The sequence below is a fragment of the Paraburkholderia atlantica genome (assembly GCF_009362785.1).
GTDB lineage: Bacteria > Pseudomonadota > Gammaproteobacteria > Burkholderiales > Burkholderiaceae > Paraburkholderia > Paraburkholderia atlantica.
Genome location: NZ_WHNQ01000002.1, coordinates 120,050 through 135,353, shown reverse-complemented (window position 1 = coordinate 135,353; position 15,304 = coordinate 120,050). Strand labels below are relative to the sequence as shown.

15 protein-coding genes are annotated in these 15,304 nt (G+C 64.5%); 14 read left to right on the top strand and 1 reads right to left on the bottom strand.

What is annotated here, in order from left to right; translation table 11 throughout:
• Positions 1-155: 155 nt before the first annotated feature.
• The 14 genes from pyrH (at position 156) to GCT19_RS02870 (ending at position 14,355) form a co-directional block, all read left to right on the top strand.
• On the top strand, positions 156-869 hold the full coding sequence (gene pyrH / locus GCT19_RS02935; protein WP_013089703.1) for a UMP kinase: 714 nt from the start codon (positions 156-158) through the stop codon (positions 867-869).
• Positions 870-966: 97 nt separating this feature from the next.
• On the top strand, positions 967-1,527 hold the full coding sequence (gene frr, locus GCT19_RS02930; RefSeq protein WP_013089702.1) for a ribosome recycling factor: 561 nt from the start codon (positions 967-969) through the stop codon (positions 1,525-1,527).
• A 61-nt stretch (positions 1,528-1,588) separates the two neighbouring features.
• The gene (gene uppS / locus GCT19_RS02925) at positions 1,589-2,371 is read left to right on the top strand and encodes a polyprenyl diphosphate synthase (RefSeq protein WP_013089701.1); all 783 of its coding nucleotides are present in this window, start codon (positions 1,589-1,591) and stop codon (positions 2,369-2,371) included.
• Entirely contained in the window at positions 2,365-3,186 is an 822-nt protein-coding gene (locus GCT19_RS02920; protein ID WP_018435520.1) for a phosphatidate cytidylyltransferase, read from the top strand. Before uppS ends, GCT19_RS02920 begins: the two co-directional genes overlap by 7 nt.
• 10 nt (positions 3,187-3,196) lie before the next feature.
• Positions 3,197-4,402, top strand: coding sequence for a 1-deoxy-D-xylulose-5-phosphate reductoisomerase (locus GCT19_RS02915; RefSeq protein WP_152850978.1), 1,206 nt, complete (start codon positions 3,197-3,199; stop codon positions 4,400-4,402).
• A 7-nt stretch (positions 4,403-4,409) separates the two neighbouring features.
• On the top strand, positions 4,410-5,804 hold the full coding sequence (rseP, locus tag GCT19_RS02910) for an RIP metalloprotease RseP (protein WP_152850977.1): 1,395 nt from the start codon (positions 4,410-4,412) through the stop codon (positions 5,802-5,804).
• Between the two features lie 68 nt (positions 5,805-5,872).
• Entirely contained in the window at positions 5,873-8,185 is a 2,313-nt protein-coding gene (bamA, locus tag GCT19_RS02905) for an outer membrane protein assembly factor BamA (protein ID WP_152850976.1), read from the top strand.
• A gap of 118 nt (positions 8,186-8,303) precedes the next feature.
• Positions 8,304-8,825, top strand: coding sequence for an OmpH family outer membrane protein (locus GCT19_RS02900; protein WP_026225318.1), 522 nt, complete (start codon positions 8,304-8,306; stop codon positions 8,823-8,825).
• 76 nt (positions 8,826-8,901) lie between these two features.
• Complete coding sequence (lpxD, locus tag GCT19_RS02895) at positions 8,902-10,014, top strand: UDP-3-O-(3-hydroxymyristoyl)glucosamine N-acyltransferase (protein ID WP_018435524.1); 1,113 nt, start codon at positions 8,902-8,904, stop codon at positions 10,012-10,014.
• Positions 10,015-10,199: 185 nt separating this feature from the next.
• Positions 10,200-10,664: a 3-hydroxyacyl-ACP dehydratase FabZ gene (gene fabZ, locus GCT19_RS02890; RefSeq protein ID WP_006048683.1), complete on the top strand. Its 465-nt coding sequence runs from the start codon at positions 10,200-10,202 to the stop codon at positions 10,662-10,664.
• A gap of 100 nt (positions 10,665-10,764) precedes the next feature.
• Entirely contained in the window at positions 10,765-11,553 is a 789-nt protein-coding gene (gene lpxA, locus GCT19_RS02885) for an acyl-ACP--UDP-N-acetylglucosamine O-acyltransferase (protein WP_018435525.1), read from the top strand.
• 3 nt (positions 11,554-11,556) lie between these two features.
• The gene (gene lpxB / locus GCT19_RS02880; RefSeq protein ID WP_152850975.1) at positions 11,557-12,726 is read left to right on the top strand and encodes a lipid-A-disaccharide synthase; all 1,170 of its coding nucleotides are present in this window, start codon (positions 11,557-11,559) and stop codon (positions 12,724-12,726) included.
• On the top strand, positions 12,723-13,472 hold the full coding sequence (gene rnhB / locus GCT19_RS02875; protein WP_018435527.1) for a ribonuclease HII: 750 nt from the start codon (positions 12,723-12,725) through the stop codon (positions 13,470-13,472). Before lpxB ends, rnhB begins: the two co-directional genes overlap by 4 nt.
• 94 nt (positions 13,473-13,566) lie before the next feature.
• Positions 13,567-14,355 (top strand): TrmH family RNA methyltransferase, encoded by a 789-nt coding sequence (locus GCT19_RS02870; protein ID WP_018435528.1) that lies wholly within the window; start codon positions 13,567-13,569, stop codon positions 14,353-14,355.
• Between the two features lie 58 nt (positions 14,356-14,413).
• Here GCT19_RS02870 and ppsR read toward each other — a convergent pair whose 3' ends face one another.
• Positions 14,414-15,229 carry a posphoenolpyruvate synthetase regulatory kinase/phosphorylase PpsR gene (gene ppsR / locus GCT19_RS02865; RefSeq protein WP_013089690.1) on the bottom strand — a complete coding sequence of 272 codons (816 nt, stop codon included), beginning with the start codon at positions 15,227-15,229 and terminating at the stop codon, positions 14,414-14,416.
• Positions 15,230-15,304 lie beyond the last annotated feature (75 nt).

Here is a 15,304-nt window from a genome sequence, read left to right as displayed (position 1 = left end):
AGCACCGCAAGGCCGCGCACGGGTTGACCCTCGCTGCGTGGCCGCCGCTGGCGAACCCTTGGGCTCGCCAATTTGGCGGTGCTTGCCCGAATCAGCATTTCACCCCTACATTAGTCCCTTGTTGTTGCCCTGTTCTGCGCGATCTGGATACCTCTATGCCCACTGCCTATAAACGCGTCCTGCTCAAACTCTCCGGTGAAGCTCTGATGGGCGACGATGCCTTCGGCATCAATCGCGCGACCATCGAACGAATGGTGGCGGACGTGGCCGAAGTGGTCCGTCTCGGAACGCAGCTGGCCGTGGTGATCGGCGGCGGCAATATTTTTCGCGGCGTCGCGGGCGGTGCGGCGGGTATGGACCGCGCGACGGCCGACTACATGGGTATGCTGGCAACGATGATGAACGCGCTGGCGCTGCAGGACGCGATGCGCCACGCTGGCATCGAGGCGCGCGTGCAATCGGCGCTGCGCATGGACCAGGTCGTCGAGCCGTACATCCGGCCCCGCGCGATCCGCCAGCTCGAGGAAGGCAAGGTCGTGATTTTCGCGGCCGGCACCGGCAACCCGTTCTTCACGACCGACACGGCCGCTGCATTGCGCGGCTCGGAAATCGGCGCGGAAGTGGTCCTGAAGGCAACCAAGGTGGACGGCGTCTATTCGGCCGACCCGAAGAAGGACTCGAGCGCGACCCGTTACACCACGATCAGCTTCGACGAGGCAATCGGCCGCAATCTGCAGGTAATGGACGCGACGGCTTTTGCGCTGTGCCGCGACCAGAAGCTGCCGATCCGCGTGTTTTCGATCGTCAAACCCGGTGCGCTCAAGCGCATCGTGCTAGGTGAGGACGAGGGCACCCTCGTCCACGTGTAAACTTCGTTTACATTACGTGGGCTTTGACGCGAGCCCGGGCCGCCGCATCGCGCGTGCCGGGCGGCTCGCACCGTTTTGAAGGTTCGGAGGTTTAAAAATGTCTGTGGCTGATATCAGGAAGGGCGCTGAACAGAAGATGCAGCGCTCCATCGACGCGTTCAAGAACGACCTGTCGAAGATCCGCACGGGCCGTGCGCACACGGGCCTGCTCGATCATATCCAGTGCGACTACTACGGCTCGCCGGTGCCGATTTCGCAGGTCGCGAACCTGACGCTGATCGACGCTCGCACGATCGGCGTGCAGCCGTGGGAAAAGAAGATGGTTCAGGTTGTCGAAAAGGCGATCCGCGAGTCGGACCTCGGTCTGAATCCGGCCACGCACGGCGACGTGATCCGCGTGCCGATGCCCGCGCTGACAGAAGAGCGCCGCCGCGAGCTGACCAAGGTCGTGCGCAGCGAAGCCGAAACGGCCAAGGTGGCCGTGCGCAATCTGCGTCGCGACGCCAACGAGCAACTGAAGAAGCTCGTCAAGGACAAGGAAATCTCGGAAGACGACGAGCGTCGTGCCGGCGACGACGTCCAGAAGCTGACGGACAAGTTCGTCGCTGAAATCGACAAGCTCGTCACGACGAAAGAAGCCGAGATCATGACGGTCTGACGCCGTTCGGCTCAGCCTTTCTGGTTTCCACTTCTTTACTGGCATTACTGTCCCGACGGCCATGACCTATACCAGCTCAACCGTGCGCGTGCCTGAAGTCGCCGCGGTGCCGCGACATATCGCGATCATCATGGATGGCAACGGCCGTTGGGCCACCCAGCGGCGTCTGCCGCGCGTGGCGGGCCATACGCGCGGCGTCGACGCGGTACGGGCGGCCGTCGAGGCGTGCGCGCGGCGGGGCGTCGAATATTTGACGCTGTTCGCGTTCAGCTCGGAAAACTGGCGCCGTCCGAACGAGGAGGTGTCGTTCCTGATGCGCCTGTTCGTCACCGCGCTCGAGCGCGAGATCGGCAAGCTGCACGCGAACGGCATCCGTTTGCGCGTGGTCGGCGATCTCGAGCGTTTCGACGACAAGATCCGCGATCTGATCAAGCGCGCGGAAACCAAGACCGCGCGCAATACCCGTCTGACGCTGACCATCGCCGCGAACTACGGCGGCCGCTGGGACATCATGCAGGCCACCCGCAAGCTCGTCGCGCAAGCGGCAGCCGCGGGCCAGCCGGTCGATGTCAGCGAAGACTCGTTTGCCGAGCATCTGTCGATGGCCTACGCGCCCGAGCCCGACCTGTTCATCCGCACCGGCGGCGAGCGCCGCGTCAGCAACTTCCTGCTTTGGCAGCTCGCCTACACCGAGTTCTATTTCACCGACACGTTCTGGCCGGATTTCGACGCCGACGCGCTCGGTCATGCCATCGCTTCGTACGCTGAGCGGGAACGCCGCTTCGGCCGCACCAGTGCTCAGCTCGAGCCGCAATCGCAGAACGTCGATTCGCTTCCATGCTAAAAACCCGTGTCATCACGGCGGTCGTGCTGCTGGCAGTGTTCCTGCCTGTCACGCTGTTCGCGCCGGTCGGCGCGTTCGGCGCGCTGATCGCGTTCGTCGTCGTGTTCGCCGCGTGGGAGTGGGCGCGCCTGCTGAAGCTCGGCGGCGCGGGTCCGGTGCTGTACGCGCTCGTCGCGGCACTCGGGCTCGTCACCAGCACGCGGCTCGGCATCGGCACCGAGCATGCGCGGCCGTTCTTCCAGGCTGCGGCGATTTTCTGGGTGATCGGCGGTCCATTCGTGCTTCTGCGCAAGCCCGTTCTCGCGCAGGGCGCTTGGCGCGCCTTTCTGTTTCTTGCCGGCATCGTCGGTTTCATCGCGTGCTGGCATGCTCTCGTCGCCGCGCGCATGCTCGGTGTGCCGTTCGTGCTGTCGCTGCTGCTGTTGGTATGGCTCGCCGATATCGGCGCATACTTCTCGGGGAAGGCGTTTGGTAAGCACAAGCTGGCACCCGCCATCAGTCCGGGTAAAACCTGGGAGGGCGCGATCGGAGGCTGGTTGCTGGTCATGATCGTCGCGGCGGCGGCGATCTTTTTGCACGCGTTCGAGCCGACCCTGTATTCTGCGCTGCTGGCGCAACTGGGCGCGCTACGCACGGTGCTCGCGCTGACCTTGCTGGTGGTTTTCAGCGTGGTCGGTGATCTGTTCGAATCGATGATGAAGCGCCAGGCCGGCGTCAAAGACTCGAGCGGCCTGTTGCCGGGGCACGGCGGCGTGCTCGATCGCATCGACGCGTTGTTGCCGGTGCTGCCGCTCGCGATGCTGCTGCTCGGCTAGAGAAAGAGATATGCAAAAACGTCTGACATTGCTCGGTTCCACGGGCTCGATTGGAGACAGTACGCTCGACGTGGTCGCGCGCCATCCCGAGCGTTTTTCCATTTACGCGCTGAGCGCGCATCGCAACGGCGACAAGCTCGTCGAGCAATGCCTGCGCTTCGCGCCCGAAGTGGCGGTGGTCGGCGACGCCGACACGGCCGCGAAGGTCGCCGCGAAGCTGCGCGATGCGGGCAGCAAGACCGAGGTCACGTACGGGCCGCAGGCGCTCGTCGACGTCGCGAAGAGCGAGGGCTGCGACACGGTGGTCGCGGCGATCGTCGGCGCTGCCGGTCTCGCGCCGAGCCTTGCCGCGGCCCGCTCCGGCAAACGCATCCTGCTCGCGAACAAGGAAGCGCTGGTGATGTCCGGCGCGATCTTCATGGACGCGGTGCACGACAACGGCGCGGTCCTGCTGCCGGTCGACAGCGAACACAACGCGATTTTCCAGTGTCTGCCGCGCGAAGCATCGCTGCATGGCGGCGTGTCGAAGATCATCCTGACCGCGTCGGGCGGCCCGTTCCGCACGCGCGAACCGGCCACGCTCGTCGACGTGACGCCTGACGAAGCCTGCAAGCATCCGAACTGGGTAATGGGCCGCAAGATCTCGGTCGACTCGGCGACGATGATGAACAAGGGCCTCGAAGTGATCGAGGCACATTGGCTGTTCGACCTGCCCGGCGAACGTATCGACGTGCTGATCCATCCGCAGAGCGTGATCCATTCACTGGTCTCGTACGCGGACGGTTCGGTGCTCGCGCAGCTCGGCAACCCCGACATGCGTACGCCGATCGCGCACGCGCTCGCGTTCCCGGATCGTGTCGATTCCGGCGTCGCACAGCTCGATCTCGCGGAGATCGCGTCGCTGTCGTTCGAAAAGCCCGACTACGCGCGCTTCCCGTGCCTCGCCCTCGCGATGAAGGCGCTTGCCGAAGGCGGCGTTGCGAGCGCGGCGTTGAATGCCGCGAACGAGATCGCGGTGGAGGCGTTCCTCGCGCGCCGCATCGGCTTCATGGCGATTGCCCAGGTCGTCGACTCGGTGCTGAACGCATTGCCGAACCGCAGCGCGCACGCGCTCGACGACGTCATCGAAGCCGACGCCGCCGCGCGCCGCGCTGCTACCGAATTCATCGCGCGTCTGCCCGACGGCGCCCGTCGCACGGAACGCGCCGTCCAGTGAGGCGCTTATGAATCTGCTGATCGAACTGCTCGCCTTCGCGGTTGCGATTGGCGTACTCGTGGTGGTTCACGAGTACGGGCACTACAGCGTCGCGCGCCTGTGCGGCGTGAAGGTGCTGCGTTTTTCGATCGGCTTCGGCAAGCCGCTGGTTCAGTGGGTCAGTCAGAAGACCGGCACCGAGTGGACGATTGCCGCGCTGCCACTAGGCGGCTACGTGAAGATGCTCGACGAGCGCGAAGCCGGCCCCGGCTCGGTTCCCGATGCGGATCTGCCGCATGCGTTCAATCGCCAGTCGGTGTGGCGGCGCTTCGCGATCGTCGCGGCCGGTCCAGTCGCGAATTTCCTGCTTGCCATCGTGCTGTTCGCGCTCGTGTTCGCGACGGGCGTGACCGAACCGGCGGCCGTGATCGCGACGCCCGCGCCGAACACACCCGCCGCGCTGGCGGGGTTCGAGGGCGGCGAGACGATCGTTGGCGTGCGCACCGGCCATAGCGACGAGACCGAGCCGGTGCGCTCGTGGTCGGATCTGCGCTGGAAGCTGCTCGGCGCCGCATTCGACCAGCAGCGCATCGTGCTCAGTGCGAAAGACCCACACGGCACCTCCGATTTTCCGATGGACCTGCGCGGCATCGGCGAGAAAGACGTCGACGACGATCTGATGTCGCGCCTCGGCTTCGAGCCAGGTGGCGGCAAGCTGACGGTGGCCGGCGTGCAGGCGGGCAGCGCCGCGCAGAAGGCGGGGCTCGTCGCGGGCGACCGGCTGCGCGCGATCAACGGTACGCCGACCGACAATGCCGCGGCCTTCATCACCTATGTAAAATCGCACGCCGGCATGCCGGTCACGCTGCGGGTGGAGCGCGGCGGCCGCGGCGGACATACGGCGGGCGTGCTCGAAGAGATCACGATCGTGCCGCAACTGCAGCGCGATGCGGCGAGCGGGCAGCAGATCGGCCGCATCGGCGCGGAGCTGGCGACCCAGGTGCCGTCGATCGACGTGCGCTACGGCCCGCTCGACAGCCTGCGCCTCGGCGCGCGCCGCACGTGGGACCTCGCGGTGTACTCCGTGCGGATGTTTGGCCGGATGATCGTCGGCGAGGCATCGCTGAAGAACCTGTCCGGTCCGGTGACGATCGCCGACTACGCGGGAAAGAGCGCACGTCTGGGTCCTTCCGCGTTTTTGTCGTTCCTGGCCCTTGTCAGCATTAGCCTCGGCGTGCTGAACCTGCTACCAATTCCGGTATTGGACGGGGGTCATCTGTTATATTATTTGGTTGAAGCTGTGACCGGTAAAGTTGTCTCTGATCGCTGGCAACTCGTTTTTCAGAGGGCGGGTCTTGCCTGCATCGTCGCGTTATCGGCGATTGCGCTGTTCAACGATCTGGCTCGTTTAATCCATTTTTAAAGTGTCCGGCGGCGTTCTCGAGGGCGGCCGCCTGGCCTGATGCAGCTATACAACACTGGGGAAGCACGTTGTTCAAACCTCATCGCTTTGGTCCAAAGACGGTTATAGCCGCGGCGTTCGCCGCGCATGGGCTGGTTGCTCATGCAACGACGCCCTTCGTGGTGCAAGACATTCGCATTGAGGGATTGCAACGCGTCGAACCGGGTACGGTGTTCGCGTACCTGCCCATCAAACAAGGCGATACCTTTTCCGACGACAAGGCCTCTGAAGCGATTCGCGCGCTGTACGCGACGGGCTTCTTCAACGACGTCAAGATCGCCACCGAAGGCAACGTGGTGGTGGTGCAGGTGCAGGAGCGCCCGGCCATTGGCACGATCGACTTCGCCGGCATCCACGAGTTCGAAAAGGACAACCTGATCAAGGCGCTGCGCGCGGTCGGGCTGTCGCAGGGCCGGTACTTCGACAAGGCGCTGGTTGACAAAGCCGAGCAGGAACTGAAGCGCCAGTACCTGACACGCGGTTTTTACGCGGCCGAAGTCACCACGACGATCACGCCGATCGACCGTAACCGCGTCGGTATTCTGTTCTCGGTGGCCGAAGGTCCGAGCGCGAAGATCCGCCAGATCAACTTCATCGGCAACAAGACATTCAGCACCGGCACGCTGCGCGACGAAATGCAGTTGTCCACGCCGAACTGGTTCTCGTGGTACACCAAGAACGACCTGTACGCGAAAGACAAGCTCACCGGCGACCTCGAGAACCTTCGCTCGTTCTACCTGAATCGCGGCTTCCTCGAGTTCAGCATCGAGTCGACCCAGGTGTCGATCTCGCCGGACAAGAAGGACATGTACCTGACCATCACGCTGCACGAAGGCCAGCCGTACACGATTTCGAACATCCGCCTCGCCGGCAATCTGCTCGATCGCGAAGCGGAGCTTAAAAAGCTCATCAAGATCAAGCCGGGCGACCGCTTCTCGGCCGAAAAGCTGCAGGCCACCACGAAGGCGATCGTCGACAAGCTCGGCGAATACGGTTACGCGTTCGCGACCGTCAATGCACAGCCGAATATCGACCAGAACAACCACACCGTCGACCTGACGCTGCAGGTCGACCCGAGCCGTCGCGTCTACGTACGCCGCATCAACGTGGTCGGCAACACGCGCACGCGCGACGAAGTGGTGCGCCGCGAAATGCGCCAGCTCGAAAGCTCGTGGTTCGATTCGAACCGCCTGTCGCTGTCGAAGGACCGTATCAATCGTCTCGGCTACTTCACCGACGTCGACGTGACCACGGTGCCCGTCGAAGGCACGCCCGACCAGGTCGACATCGACGTGAAGGTCGCCGAAAAGCCGACCGGCGCGATTACGCTCGGTGCGGGTTTCTCGTCGACGGACAAGGTGGTGCTGTCTGCCGGTATCTCGCAGGACAACGTGTTCGGCTCAGGTACGAGCCTCGCGGTGAACATCAATACCGCGAAGACGTATCGTACGCTGACGGTCACGCAGGTCGACCCGTACTTCACGGTGGACGGCATCAAGCGGATCACCGACGTCTACTACCGTACGTATCAGCCGCTGTACTACTCGACCGATTCGAGCTTCAAGATCGTCACGATGGGCGGCGACCTGAAGTTCGGCATTCCGTTCTCCGAAGTCGATACCGTGTACTTCGGCGCGGGCTTCGAACAGAACCAGCTGGACGTCGACGCAAATACCCCGGCTTCATACCGGCAATATGTGAATGACTTCGGCCGGGTCTCGAACAACGTGCCGCTTACGGTTGGCTGGTCGCGTGATGCGCGCGACAGCGCGCTGGTGCCAAGCCGCGGCTACTTCGCGCAGGCGAACGCAGAATACGGGACGCCGATCGGCGGCACCCAGTACTACAAGGCCGACATCAACGCGCAGTACTATTACTCGTTTGCGCGCGGCTTTGTGCTGGGCTTCAACTTCCAGGGCGGCTATGGTAACGGCCTTTCCGGCAAGCCTTACCCTATCTTCAAGAACTATTACGCGGGCGGTATCGGTTCGGTGCGTGGTTACGAGCCGAGCTCACTGGGTCCGCGTGACAAAACGACCGGCGACCCGATCGGCGGCTCGAAGCTGCTGGTGGGCAATATCGAGTTGACGTTCCCGCTGCCAGGCACCGGTTATGACCGCACGCTGCGTGTGTTCACCTTCCTGGACGCTGGTAACGTCTGGGCGGACGCGAGCACTGCAGCGACGGCGACTGGCGCGAACGGCCTGCGTTACGGCTACGGTGTGGGTCTCGCGTGGATCTCGCCGATCGGCCCGCTCAAGTTGAGCCTTGGCTTCCCGCTCACGAAGCACACGGGCGACCAGTATCAGAAGTTCCAGTTCCAGATCGGGACCGCGTTCTGATTGGGCGGCGGGCGCTCCCGGCGGCCGGCTGCGGCGGCGGGCGCTCCCGGCGGCCGGCTGCGGCGGCGGATGCTCCCGGCGGCGAGCCCGGCCAAACTACAGTATCGAGAGGATGACTTTGCTAACCGGTATGTTTTCGAAACGTGTAGCGTGCGCATTGGCGCTGGCAATGACCCTCGGGGTCGGCATGGCGCACGCGCAGGAGGCGAGAATCGCCGCGGTGAATTCCGACCGCATCCTGCGCGAATCGGCGGCGGCGAAAGCCGCCCAGCTGAAGCTCGAGGCCGAATTCGCGAAGCGGGACAAGGATCTCGCCGACATGGCGCAAAAGCTCAAGTCGATGTCCGATGCACTCGACAAGAATGGCGCGACAATGTCGGCAACCGATCGCGCGCAGAAGCAGCGCGACCTGTCGCAGCTCGACTCGGACTTCCAGCGCAAGCAGCGTGAGTTCCGCGAAGACCTGAACCAGCGCCGCAACGAGGAACTCGCGGCGGTGCTCGATCGTGCGAACAAGGTCATCAAGCAGATCGCCGAAACGCAGCACTACGATCTGATCGTGCAGGAAGCGGTGTACGTGAGCCCGCGCATCGATATCACCGACCAGGTGCTCAAGGCACTGGCGGCATCGGGCAACTAAGGGCAACCGAGGGCGGCGCACGGTCGCGCCCGCGCGCGCCCTCGCAATGATTGAATAGGTTGGAGACAGGATAGGCATGGCATTTACGCTCGAGGACATCGTCCAGCGGTTCGGCGGTGAGGTAGTCGGTAACGGGTCGCAGCGCGTGAGCAGTCTCGCGCCGCTCGACCAGGCAGGCCCGGACCAGTTGGCGTTCCTCGCCAATCCGAAATATCTGTCGCAAGTCGAAACGACCCGCGCCGGCGCGGTGCTCATCAATGCCGGCGACCTCGAGAAGCTCGCTTCACGCGAAGGTCGAAACTTCATCGTCACGCCGAATCCCTACGCTTACTTTGCGCGCATCGCGCAAACCTTCATCGACCTCGCCGCGCCGAAGGCGGTCCCCGGCGTGCATCCGAGCGCAACCATCGATCCTTCCGCGCAGGTCGCCGCGAGCGCGGTGATCGGCCCGCGTGTCACCGTGGAAGCGGGCGCGGTGATCGGCGAACATGCGCGGCTCGACGCCAATGTCGTGATCGGCCGCGGCACGCGTGTCGGCGCGCACACGCATCTGTATCCGAACGTGACCGTGTACCACGGCTGCAAGCTCGGCGAGCGCGTGACCGTGCATGCGGGCGCGGTGATCGGCTCGGACGGCTTCGGTTTCGCGCCCGACTTCGTCGGCGAGGGCGATGCGCGCACCGGCAGCTGGGTGAAGATTCCGCAGGTCGGCGGCGTGTCGATCGCGAACGACGTCGAAATCGGTGCGAACACTACGATCGACCGCGGCGCGATGGCCGACACGATCATCGAGGAGTGCGTGAAGATCGACAACCTCGTGCAGATCGGCCACAACTGCAAGGTCGGCGCCTACACGGTGATCGCGGGCTGCGCGGGCATCGCGGGCAGCACGACCATCGGGCGTCACTGCATGATCGGCGGCGCGGTCGGCATTGCCGGACACGTGACGCTCGCCGATCACGTGATCGTCACCGCGAAGTCGGGCGTGTCGAAGTCGCTGCTGAAGCCCGGCATGTACACGAGTGCGTTCCCCGCCGTGAACCACGCGGACTGGAACAAGAGCGCCGCGCTGCTGCGCAATATCGACAAGCTTCGCGATCGCATCAAGGCGCTGGAGAACGCCGCCGCCGACAAGGCCGGCAATGCCACCGACGGCGCCGCAGGTCAACCCGCAGGCAACAAGATCTGATAGTTATCCCGGCGACCCACCGGCACCGCGTAAAATAGTGGTCGAGCATCGTGAAGCAAAGCCGGTGGCCGTGACCGGGTGGCACGGCCACCGGTCATCCGAGGCGCCGGTCGCGCGCGTTTTCAACCCACCTGCACCAGCATCCGCAGTCATCATCGCGCAGTCAATGCGTGAGCAGAAACACCATGAGCACCGAAAAAATCAATCTCGACATTCATAAGATTCTCACGCTGCTGCCGCATCGTTATCCGATCCTGCTGGTCGACCGGGTGCTCGAACTCGAACCGCACAAGAGCATCAAAGCGTTGAAGAACGTGTCGATCAATGAGCCGTATTTCCAGGGACATTTCCCGACGCGGCCGGTGATGCCAGGCGTGCTGATCCTCGAAGCGCTCGCGCAGACCGCGGCGCTGCTGACGTTCTCGGAAGAGCCGAGCGATCCGTCGAACACGCTCTACCTGTTCGTCGGCATCGACAACGCGCGCTTCAAGCGCGTGGTGGAACCGGGCGATCAGCTGATCCTGAACTGCACGTTCGAGCGCCACATGCGCGGCATCTGGAAGTTCAAGGCGCGCGCCGAAGTGGATGGCGTCGTCGCGGCTGAAGCCGATCTGATGTGCGCGGTGCGCCACACGGACAAAGACGCGTAATGCCGGCGTCCCGGCAGGTCGCGGCGCGGCACGGCACGCGCGCGGCGACTCCGGCGTCAAGGCCATCCACACAACGCAACAGAATCAGAAGCGAGGACGCATGAGCAGGATCCATCCCACCGCGATCATCGAAGCGGGCGCGCAAATCGACGAATCCGTCGAAGTCGGGCCCTATGCGGTGATCGGCGCACACGTGACGATCGGTGCGCGCAGCGCGGTCGGCTCGCACAGCGTGATCGAAGGCTATACCACGATCGGCGAAGACAACCGCATCGGCCATTACGCATCGGTCGGCGGCCGTCCGCAAGACATGAAGTACCGGGACGAGCCGACCAGGCTCGTGATCGGCAACCGCAACACGATCCGCGAATTCACGACGATCCACACCGGCACGGTGCAGGACGCGGGCGTCACCACGCTCGGCGACGACAACTGGATCATGGCCTACGTGCACATCGGACACGACTGCCACGTCGGCAGCAACGTGATCCTGTCGAGCAACGCGCAGATGGCCGGCCACGTGACGATCGGCGACCACGCGATCATCGGCGGCATGTCGGGCGTGCATCAGTTCGTGCGTATCGGCGCGCATGCGATGCTCGGCGGCGCGTCGGCGCTCGTGCAGGACGTGCCGCCCTATGTAATCGCCGCGGGCAATAAGGCCGAGCCGCACGGCATCAACGTCGAAGGGCTGCGCCGCCGTGGTTTCTCGGCGGACGCGATCTCGGTGCTGCGCTCCGCATATCGCGTGCTGTACAAGAACGGCCTGTCGCTCGAAGAAGCGAAGGTGCAATTGAAGGAACTCGGTTCGGCGGGTGGTGACGGCGACGCCCCGGTGCAGACGCTGCTCGCGTTCGTCGAAGCGTCGCAGCGCGGCATCATCCGCTAACCGATGACGTTGCAACCCAGTCCGCTGCGCGTCGCAATGGTGGCCGGCGAGCCGTCCGGCGACCTGCTCGCCGCGTCGCTGCTCGACGGTCTCGCCAGCCGGCTGCCCGCCGCCACGCAGTACTACGGCATCGGTGGTCCGCGCATGATCGCCACGGGCTTCGACGCCCACTGGCCGATGGAAAAGCTGACGGTGCGCGGCTATGTCGAAGCGCTTCGTCACATCCCCGAAATCCTCGGTATCCGCAACGAGCTCAAGCGTCAACTGCTTGCCGAGCCGCCGTCCGTGTTCGTCGGCGTCGACGCGCCCGATTTCAATTTCGGGCTCGAGCACGCGCTGCGCGACGCCGGCATTCCGACCGTGCACTTCGTCTGCCCGTCCATCTGGGCGTGGCGTGGCGGGCGCATCAAGAAGATCGCGAAGGCGGTCGACCACATGCTGTGCGTGTTCCCGTTCGAAACCGCGCTGCTCGAAAAGGCCGGCGTCGCGGCGTCGTACGTCGGGCATCCGCTGGCCGATCAGATCCCGCTCGAACCCGACACGCTCGGCGCGCGCCGCACGCTCGGTCTGGCGGAAAGCGGGCCGGTGATCGCGGTGCTGCCGGGCAGCCGGCGCTCCGAGATTGACCTGATCGGCCCGACATTCTTCGCGGCGATGGAGATGATGCAGCACCAGGAGCCCAGCGTGCGCTTCGTGATGCCGGCGGCGACGCCCGCGTTGCGCGCGCTGCTGCAGCCGCTCGTCGACGCGCACCCGGGCCTCGCGCTGACCATCATCGACGGCCAGTCGCAACTCGCAATGACCGCCGCCGACGCAATTCTCGTGAAGAGCGGCACCGTCACGCTCGAGGCCGCGCTGCTGAAAAAGCCGATGGTGATTTCGTACAAGGTGCCCTGGCTGACCGGCCAGATCATGCGCCGCCAGGGCTATCTGCCGTACGTGGGCCTGCCGAACATTCTGGCCGGGCGTTTCGTGGTGCCGGAGATCCTGCAGCACTTCGCGACGCCGCAGGCGCTCGCCGAGGCGACGCTGAAACAGTTGCGCGACGAAGCGAACCGGCGCACGCTGAAGGAAATCTTCACGGAGATGCACCACGTGCTGAAGCAGAACACCGCGCAGCGCGCGGCCGAAGTCGTGGCGAGCGTCGTCGAGCAACGGGCGGGGCGGCCATGACCCCGCCGCGCGCGCCTCGCCGCAAGACCGCGGCCGCCGTTCGGGTGGTCGCGCAAGCCGGCCTGAACTTCGAAAGCGCCGACGACATCGTCTGCGGCGTCGACGAAGCAGGGCGCGGACCGCTGGCCGGACCGGTCGTCGCGGCGGCGGTGATTTTCGATCCCACCAGACCGATGATCCGCGGCCTCGACGATTCGAAGGCGCTCACCGCACTCAAGCGTGAAGCGCTATACGACAAGATCGTCGATCGCGCGCTCGCTTACTGCGTCGCATCGGCGACGGTCGAAGAAATCGATTCGCTGAACATCCTGCACGCCACGATGCTCGCGATGAAGCGCGCGGTCGAGGGCCTGTCGGTCGTGCCGACGCTCGTGAAGGTCGACGGCAATCGTTGCCCGACGCTCAGCATCCGCAGCGAAGCGGTGATCGGCGGCGACGCGCTCGTAAAGAGCATTTCGGCCGCGTCGATTCTCGCGAAGGTCACGCGCGACCGCATGCTGGTGGAACTGCACCACGCGTATCCGATGTACGGCTTTGACGCGCATGCGGGTTACGGCACGCCACAGCATCTCGCGGCGCTGCGCGAGCATGGGCCGTGCGAGCATCATCGGCGCTCGTTCGCGCCAGTGCGCGAAGCGCATCTGCGGTTCGGCACAGGCGTGCCGTTGCCATCGGCGGACGCCGTCATCGTGGCCGACGCGCTGCTGCTCGACGACGATGCGTTCGGCGACGCCGGGCTCGCGTGACCGACCCCATCAGCGCGGTTCGCGCTCGAGCGCCGCTGAGTTGCCACTGAGTCGCCGCTGATTCCTTTTCCATTTCTCACCGCCTTCGCTGTCTGTGAAAGCCATCACCTCGCGGGACAATCCGCTCTACAAGCGCCTGAAGGCACTGGCCGGCTCGACGCATCAACAGCGCCGCAGCGGCCATGCGCTGCTCGAGGGCTTCCATCTCGCGAGCGCGTATCTCGACGTCGCCGGTCAGCCGGAGCTGTGCGTCGTCACCGACGGCGCGTTGCGTCACGAAGAAGCGCAGGCGATCGTGTCGCGCATCGACGAGCATCGGCTCGTGACGCTGCCGGATGCGTTATTCGGACAGTTGTCGAACGTCGTGCATGGGGTTGGAATTCTGCTGCTCGTCGAGAAGCTCGATGCGCCGCTGCCCGAGCGCGTCGAGCAAAACTGTCTGGTGCTCGACGGCGTGCAGGACGCGGGCAACGTCGGTTCGATTCTGCGCAGCGCGGCGGCCGCGGGTATCGAACACGTGTTCTGCGCGCCGGGCACCGCGTACGCGTGGTCGTCGAAGGTGCTGCGCTCCGGCATGGGCGCCCACTTCCTGTTGCAGATTCATGAGGATGTCGACGCGAGTGCACTGATCGAACGTCTCGCGGTCCCGATCGCCATCACCGATTCGCACGGCGCCGAAGCGATTTATGACTGCGACCTGAGCAGGCCGCTTGCATGGGTGTTCGGCAACGAAGGCGCGGGCGTGTCGCAGGTGTGGCGAGATGCCGTGTCGTTGCGGGTGACGATTCCGCAGCCTGGCGGCATGGAATCGCTGAACGTGGCGGCCGCGGCGGCGGTCTGCGTGTTCGAGCAATGCCGCCAGCAGCGCGGGCGCAGAAAGTAGATGTGAGCGGCGTTGCGCGGGCGCTGGCCCGGCATCGCAACGCCTGCTCGGCAGTCCGTCAATACGACGGCCGATCCAGCTTGATCTCCTGCAGGATCGTCGTCGCGATCTCCTCGATCGACTTGTGCGTCGACGACAGCCACTTGATCCCTTCACGCCGCATCATCGCTTCCGCTTCGTTGATCTCATAGCGGCAGTTTTCCAGCGCCGCGTACTTGCTGCCCGGCCGCCGCTCGTTGCGGATCTCCGACAGACGCTGCGGATCGATCGACAGCCCGAACATCTTCTGCCGATGCTCGAGCAGCGGCGTGGGCAGCTTGCCGCGTTCGAAATCTTCGGGAATCAGCGGATAGTTCGCTGCTTTCACGCCGTACTGCATCGCCAGATAAAGGCTCGTCGGCGTCTTGCCGCTGCGCGACACGCCGACGAGGATCACGTCGGCGTCCGCGAGATTGCGGTTCGATTGACCGTCGTCGTGCGCGAGCGAGAAATTGATGGCCTCGATCCGGTTCTTGTACTCCTCGGTGTCCGCGTTCTGGTGACCGCGGCCCATCGCGTGGCTCGACTTCAGCTCGAGTTCCTGCTCGAGCGGCTCGACGAAGGTCTGGAACATGTCGAGCACGAGTGCGTTCGAATCCTTCACGATCTGATTCGACGAGCTATCGACGAGCGTGGTGAACACGATCGGACGACGGCCGTCCTGCACGACCGCTTCGTTGATTTTTTCGAGCGTTGCGTAGGCCTTCTCGGTCGAGTCGACGAATGGCACGCGGACCAGGCGGAATTTCTGGTCGAACTGGGAGAGGATCGAATGCGCGAAGGTTTCGGCAGTGATCCCGGTACCGTCTGAGACGATGAATACGGTGGGCGGCATCAGTGGAGCTGTGAACGTGAAAGGCAAACGAGCCGGCAAAGTGCGGCGCCAAAACGCGTCTGGATCAATCCGCGC

Excerpts from the sequence above, each read along its gene's own strand:
- ppsR (WP_013089690.1), bottom strand. The coding sequence starts at position 15,229 with ATGCCGCCCACCGTATTCATCGTCTCAGACGGTACCGGGATCACTGCC.
- lpxA (WP_018435525.1), top strand. The coding sequence starts at position 10,765 with ATGAGCAGGATCCATCCCACCGCGATCATCGAAGCGGGCGCGCAAATC.
- GCT19_RS02920 (WP_018435520.1), top strand. The coding sequence starts at position 2,365 with ATGCTAAAAACCCGTGTCATCACGGCGGTCGTGCTGCTGGCAGTGTTC.
- pyrH (WP_013089703.1), top strand. The coding sequence starts at position 156 with ATGCCCACTGCCTATAAACGCGTCCTGCTCAAACTCTCCGGTGAAGCT.
- uppS (WP_013089701.1), top strand. The coding sequence starts at position 1,589 with ATGACCTATACCAGCTCAACCGTGCGCGTGCCTGAAGTCGCCGCGGTG.
- lpxB (WP_152850975.1), top strand. The coding sequence starts at position 11,557 with ATGACGTTGCAACCCAGTCCGCTGCGCGTCGCAATGGTGGCCGGCGAG.
- fabZ (WP_006048683.1), top strand. The coding sequence starts at position 10,200 with ATGAGCACCGAAAAAATCAATCTCGACATTCATAAGATTCTCACGCTG.
- lpxD (WP_018435524.1), top strand. The coding sequence starts at position 8,902 with ATGGCATTTACGCTCGAGGACATCGTCCAGCGGTTCGGCGGTGAGGTA.
- rseP (WP_152850977.1), top strand. The coding sequence starts at position 4,410 with ATGAATCTGCTGATCGAACTGCTCGCCTTCGCGGTTGCGATTGGCGTA.
- rnhB (WP_018435527.1), top strand. The coding sequence starts at position 12,723 with ATGACCCCGCCGCGCGCGCCTCGCCGCAAGACCGCGGCCGCCGTTCGG.
- GCT19_RS02915 (WP_152850978.1), top strand. The coding sequence starts at position 3,197 with ATGCAAAAACGTCTGACATTGCTCGGTTCCACGGGCTCGATTGGAGAC.
- frr (WP_013089702.1), top strand. The coding sequence starts at position 967 with ATGTCTGTGGCTGATATCAGGAAGGGCGCTGAACAGAAGATGCAGCGC.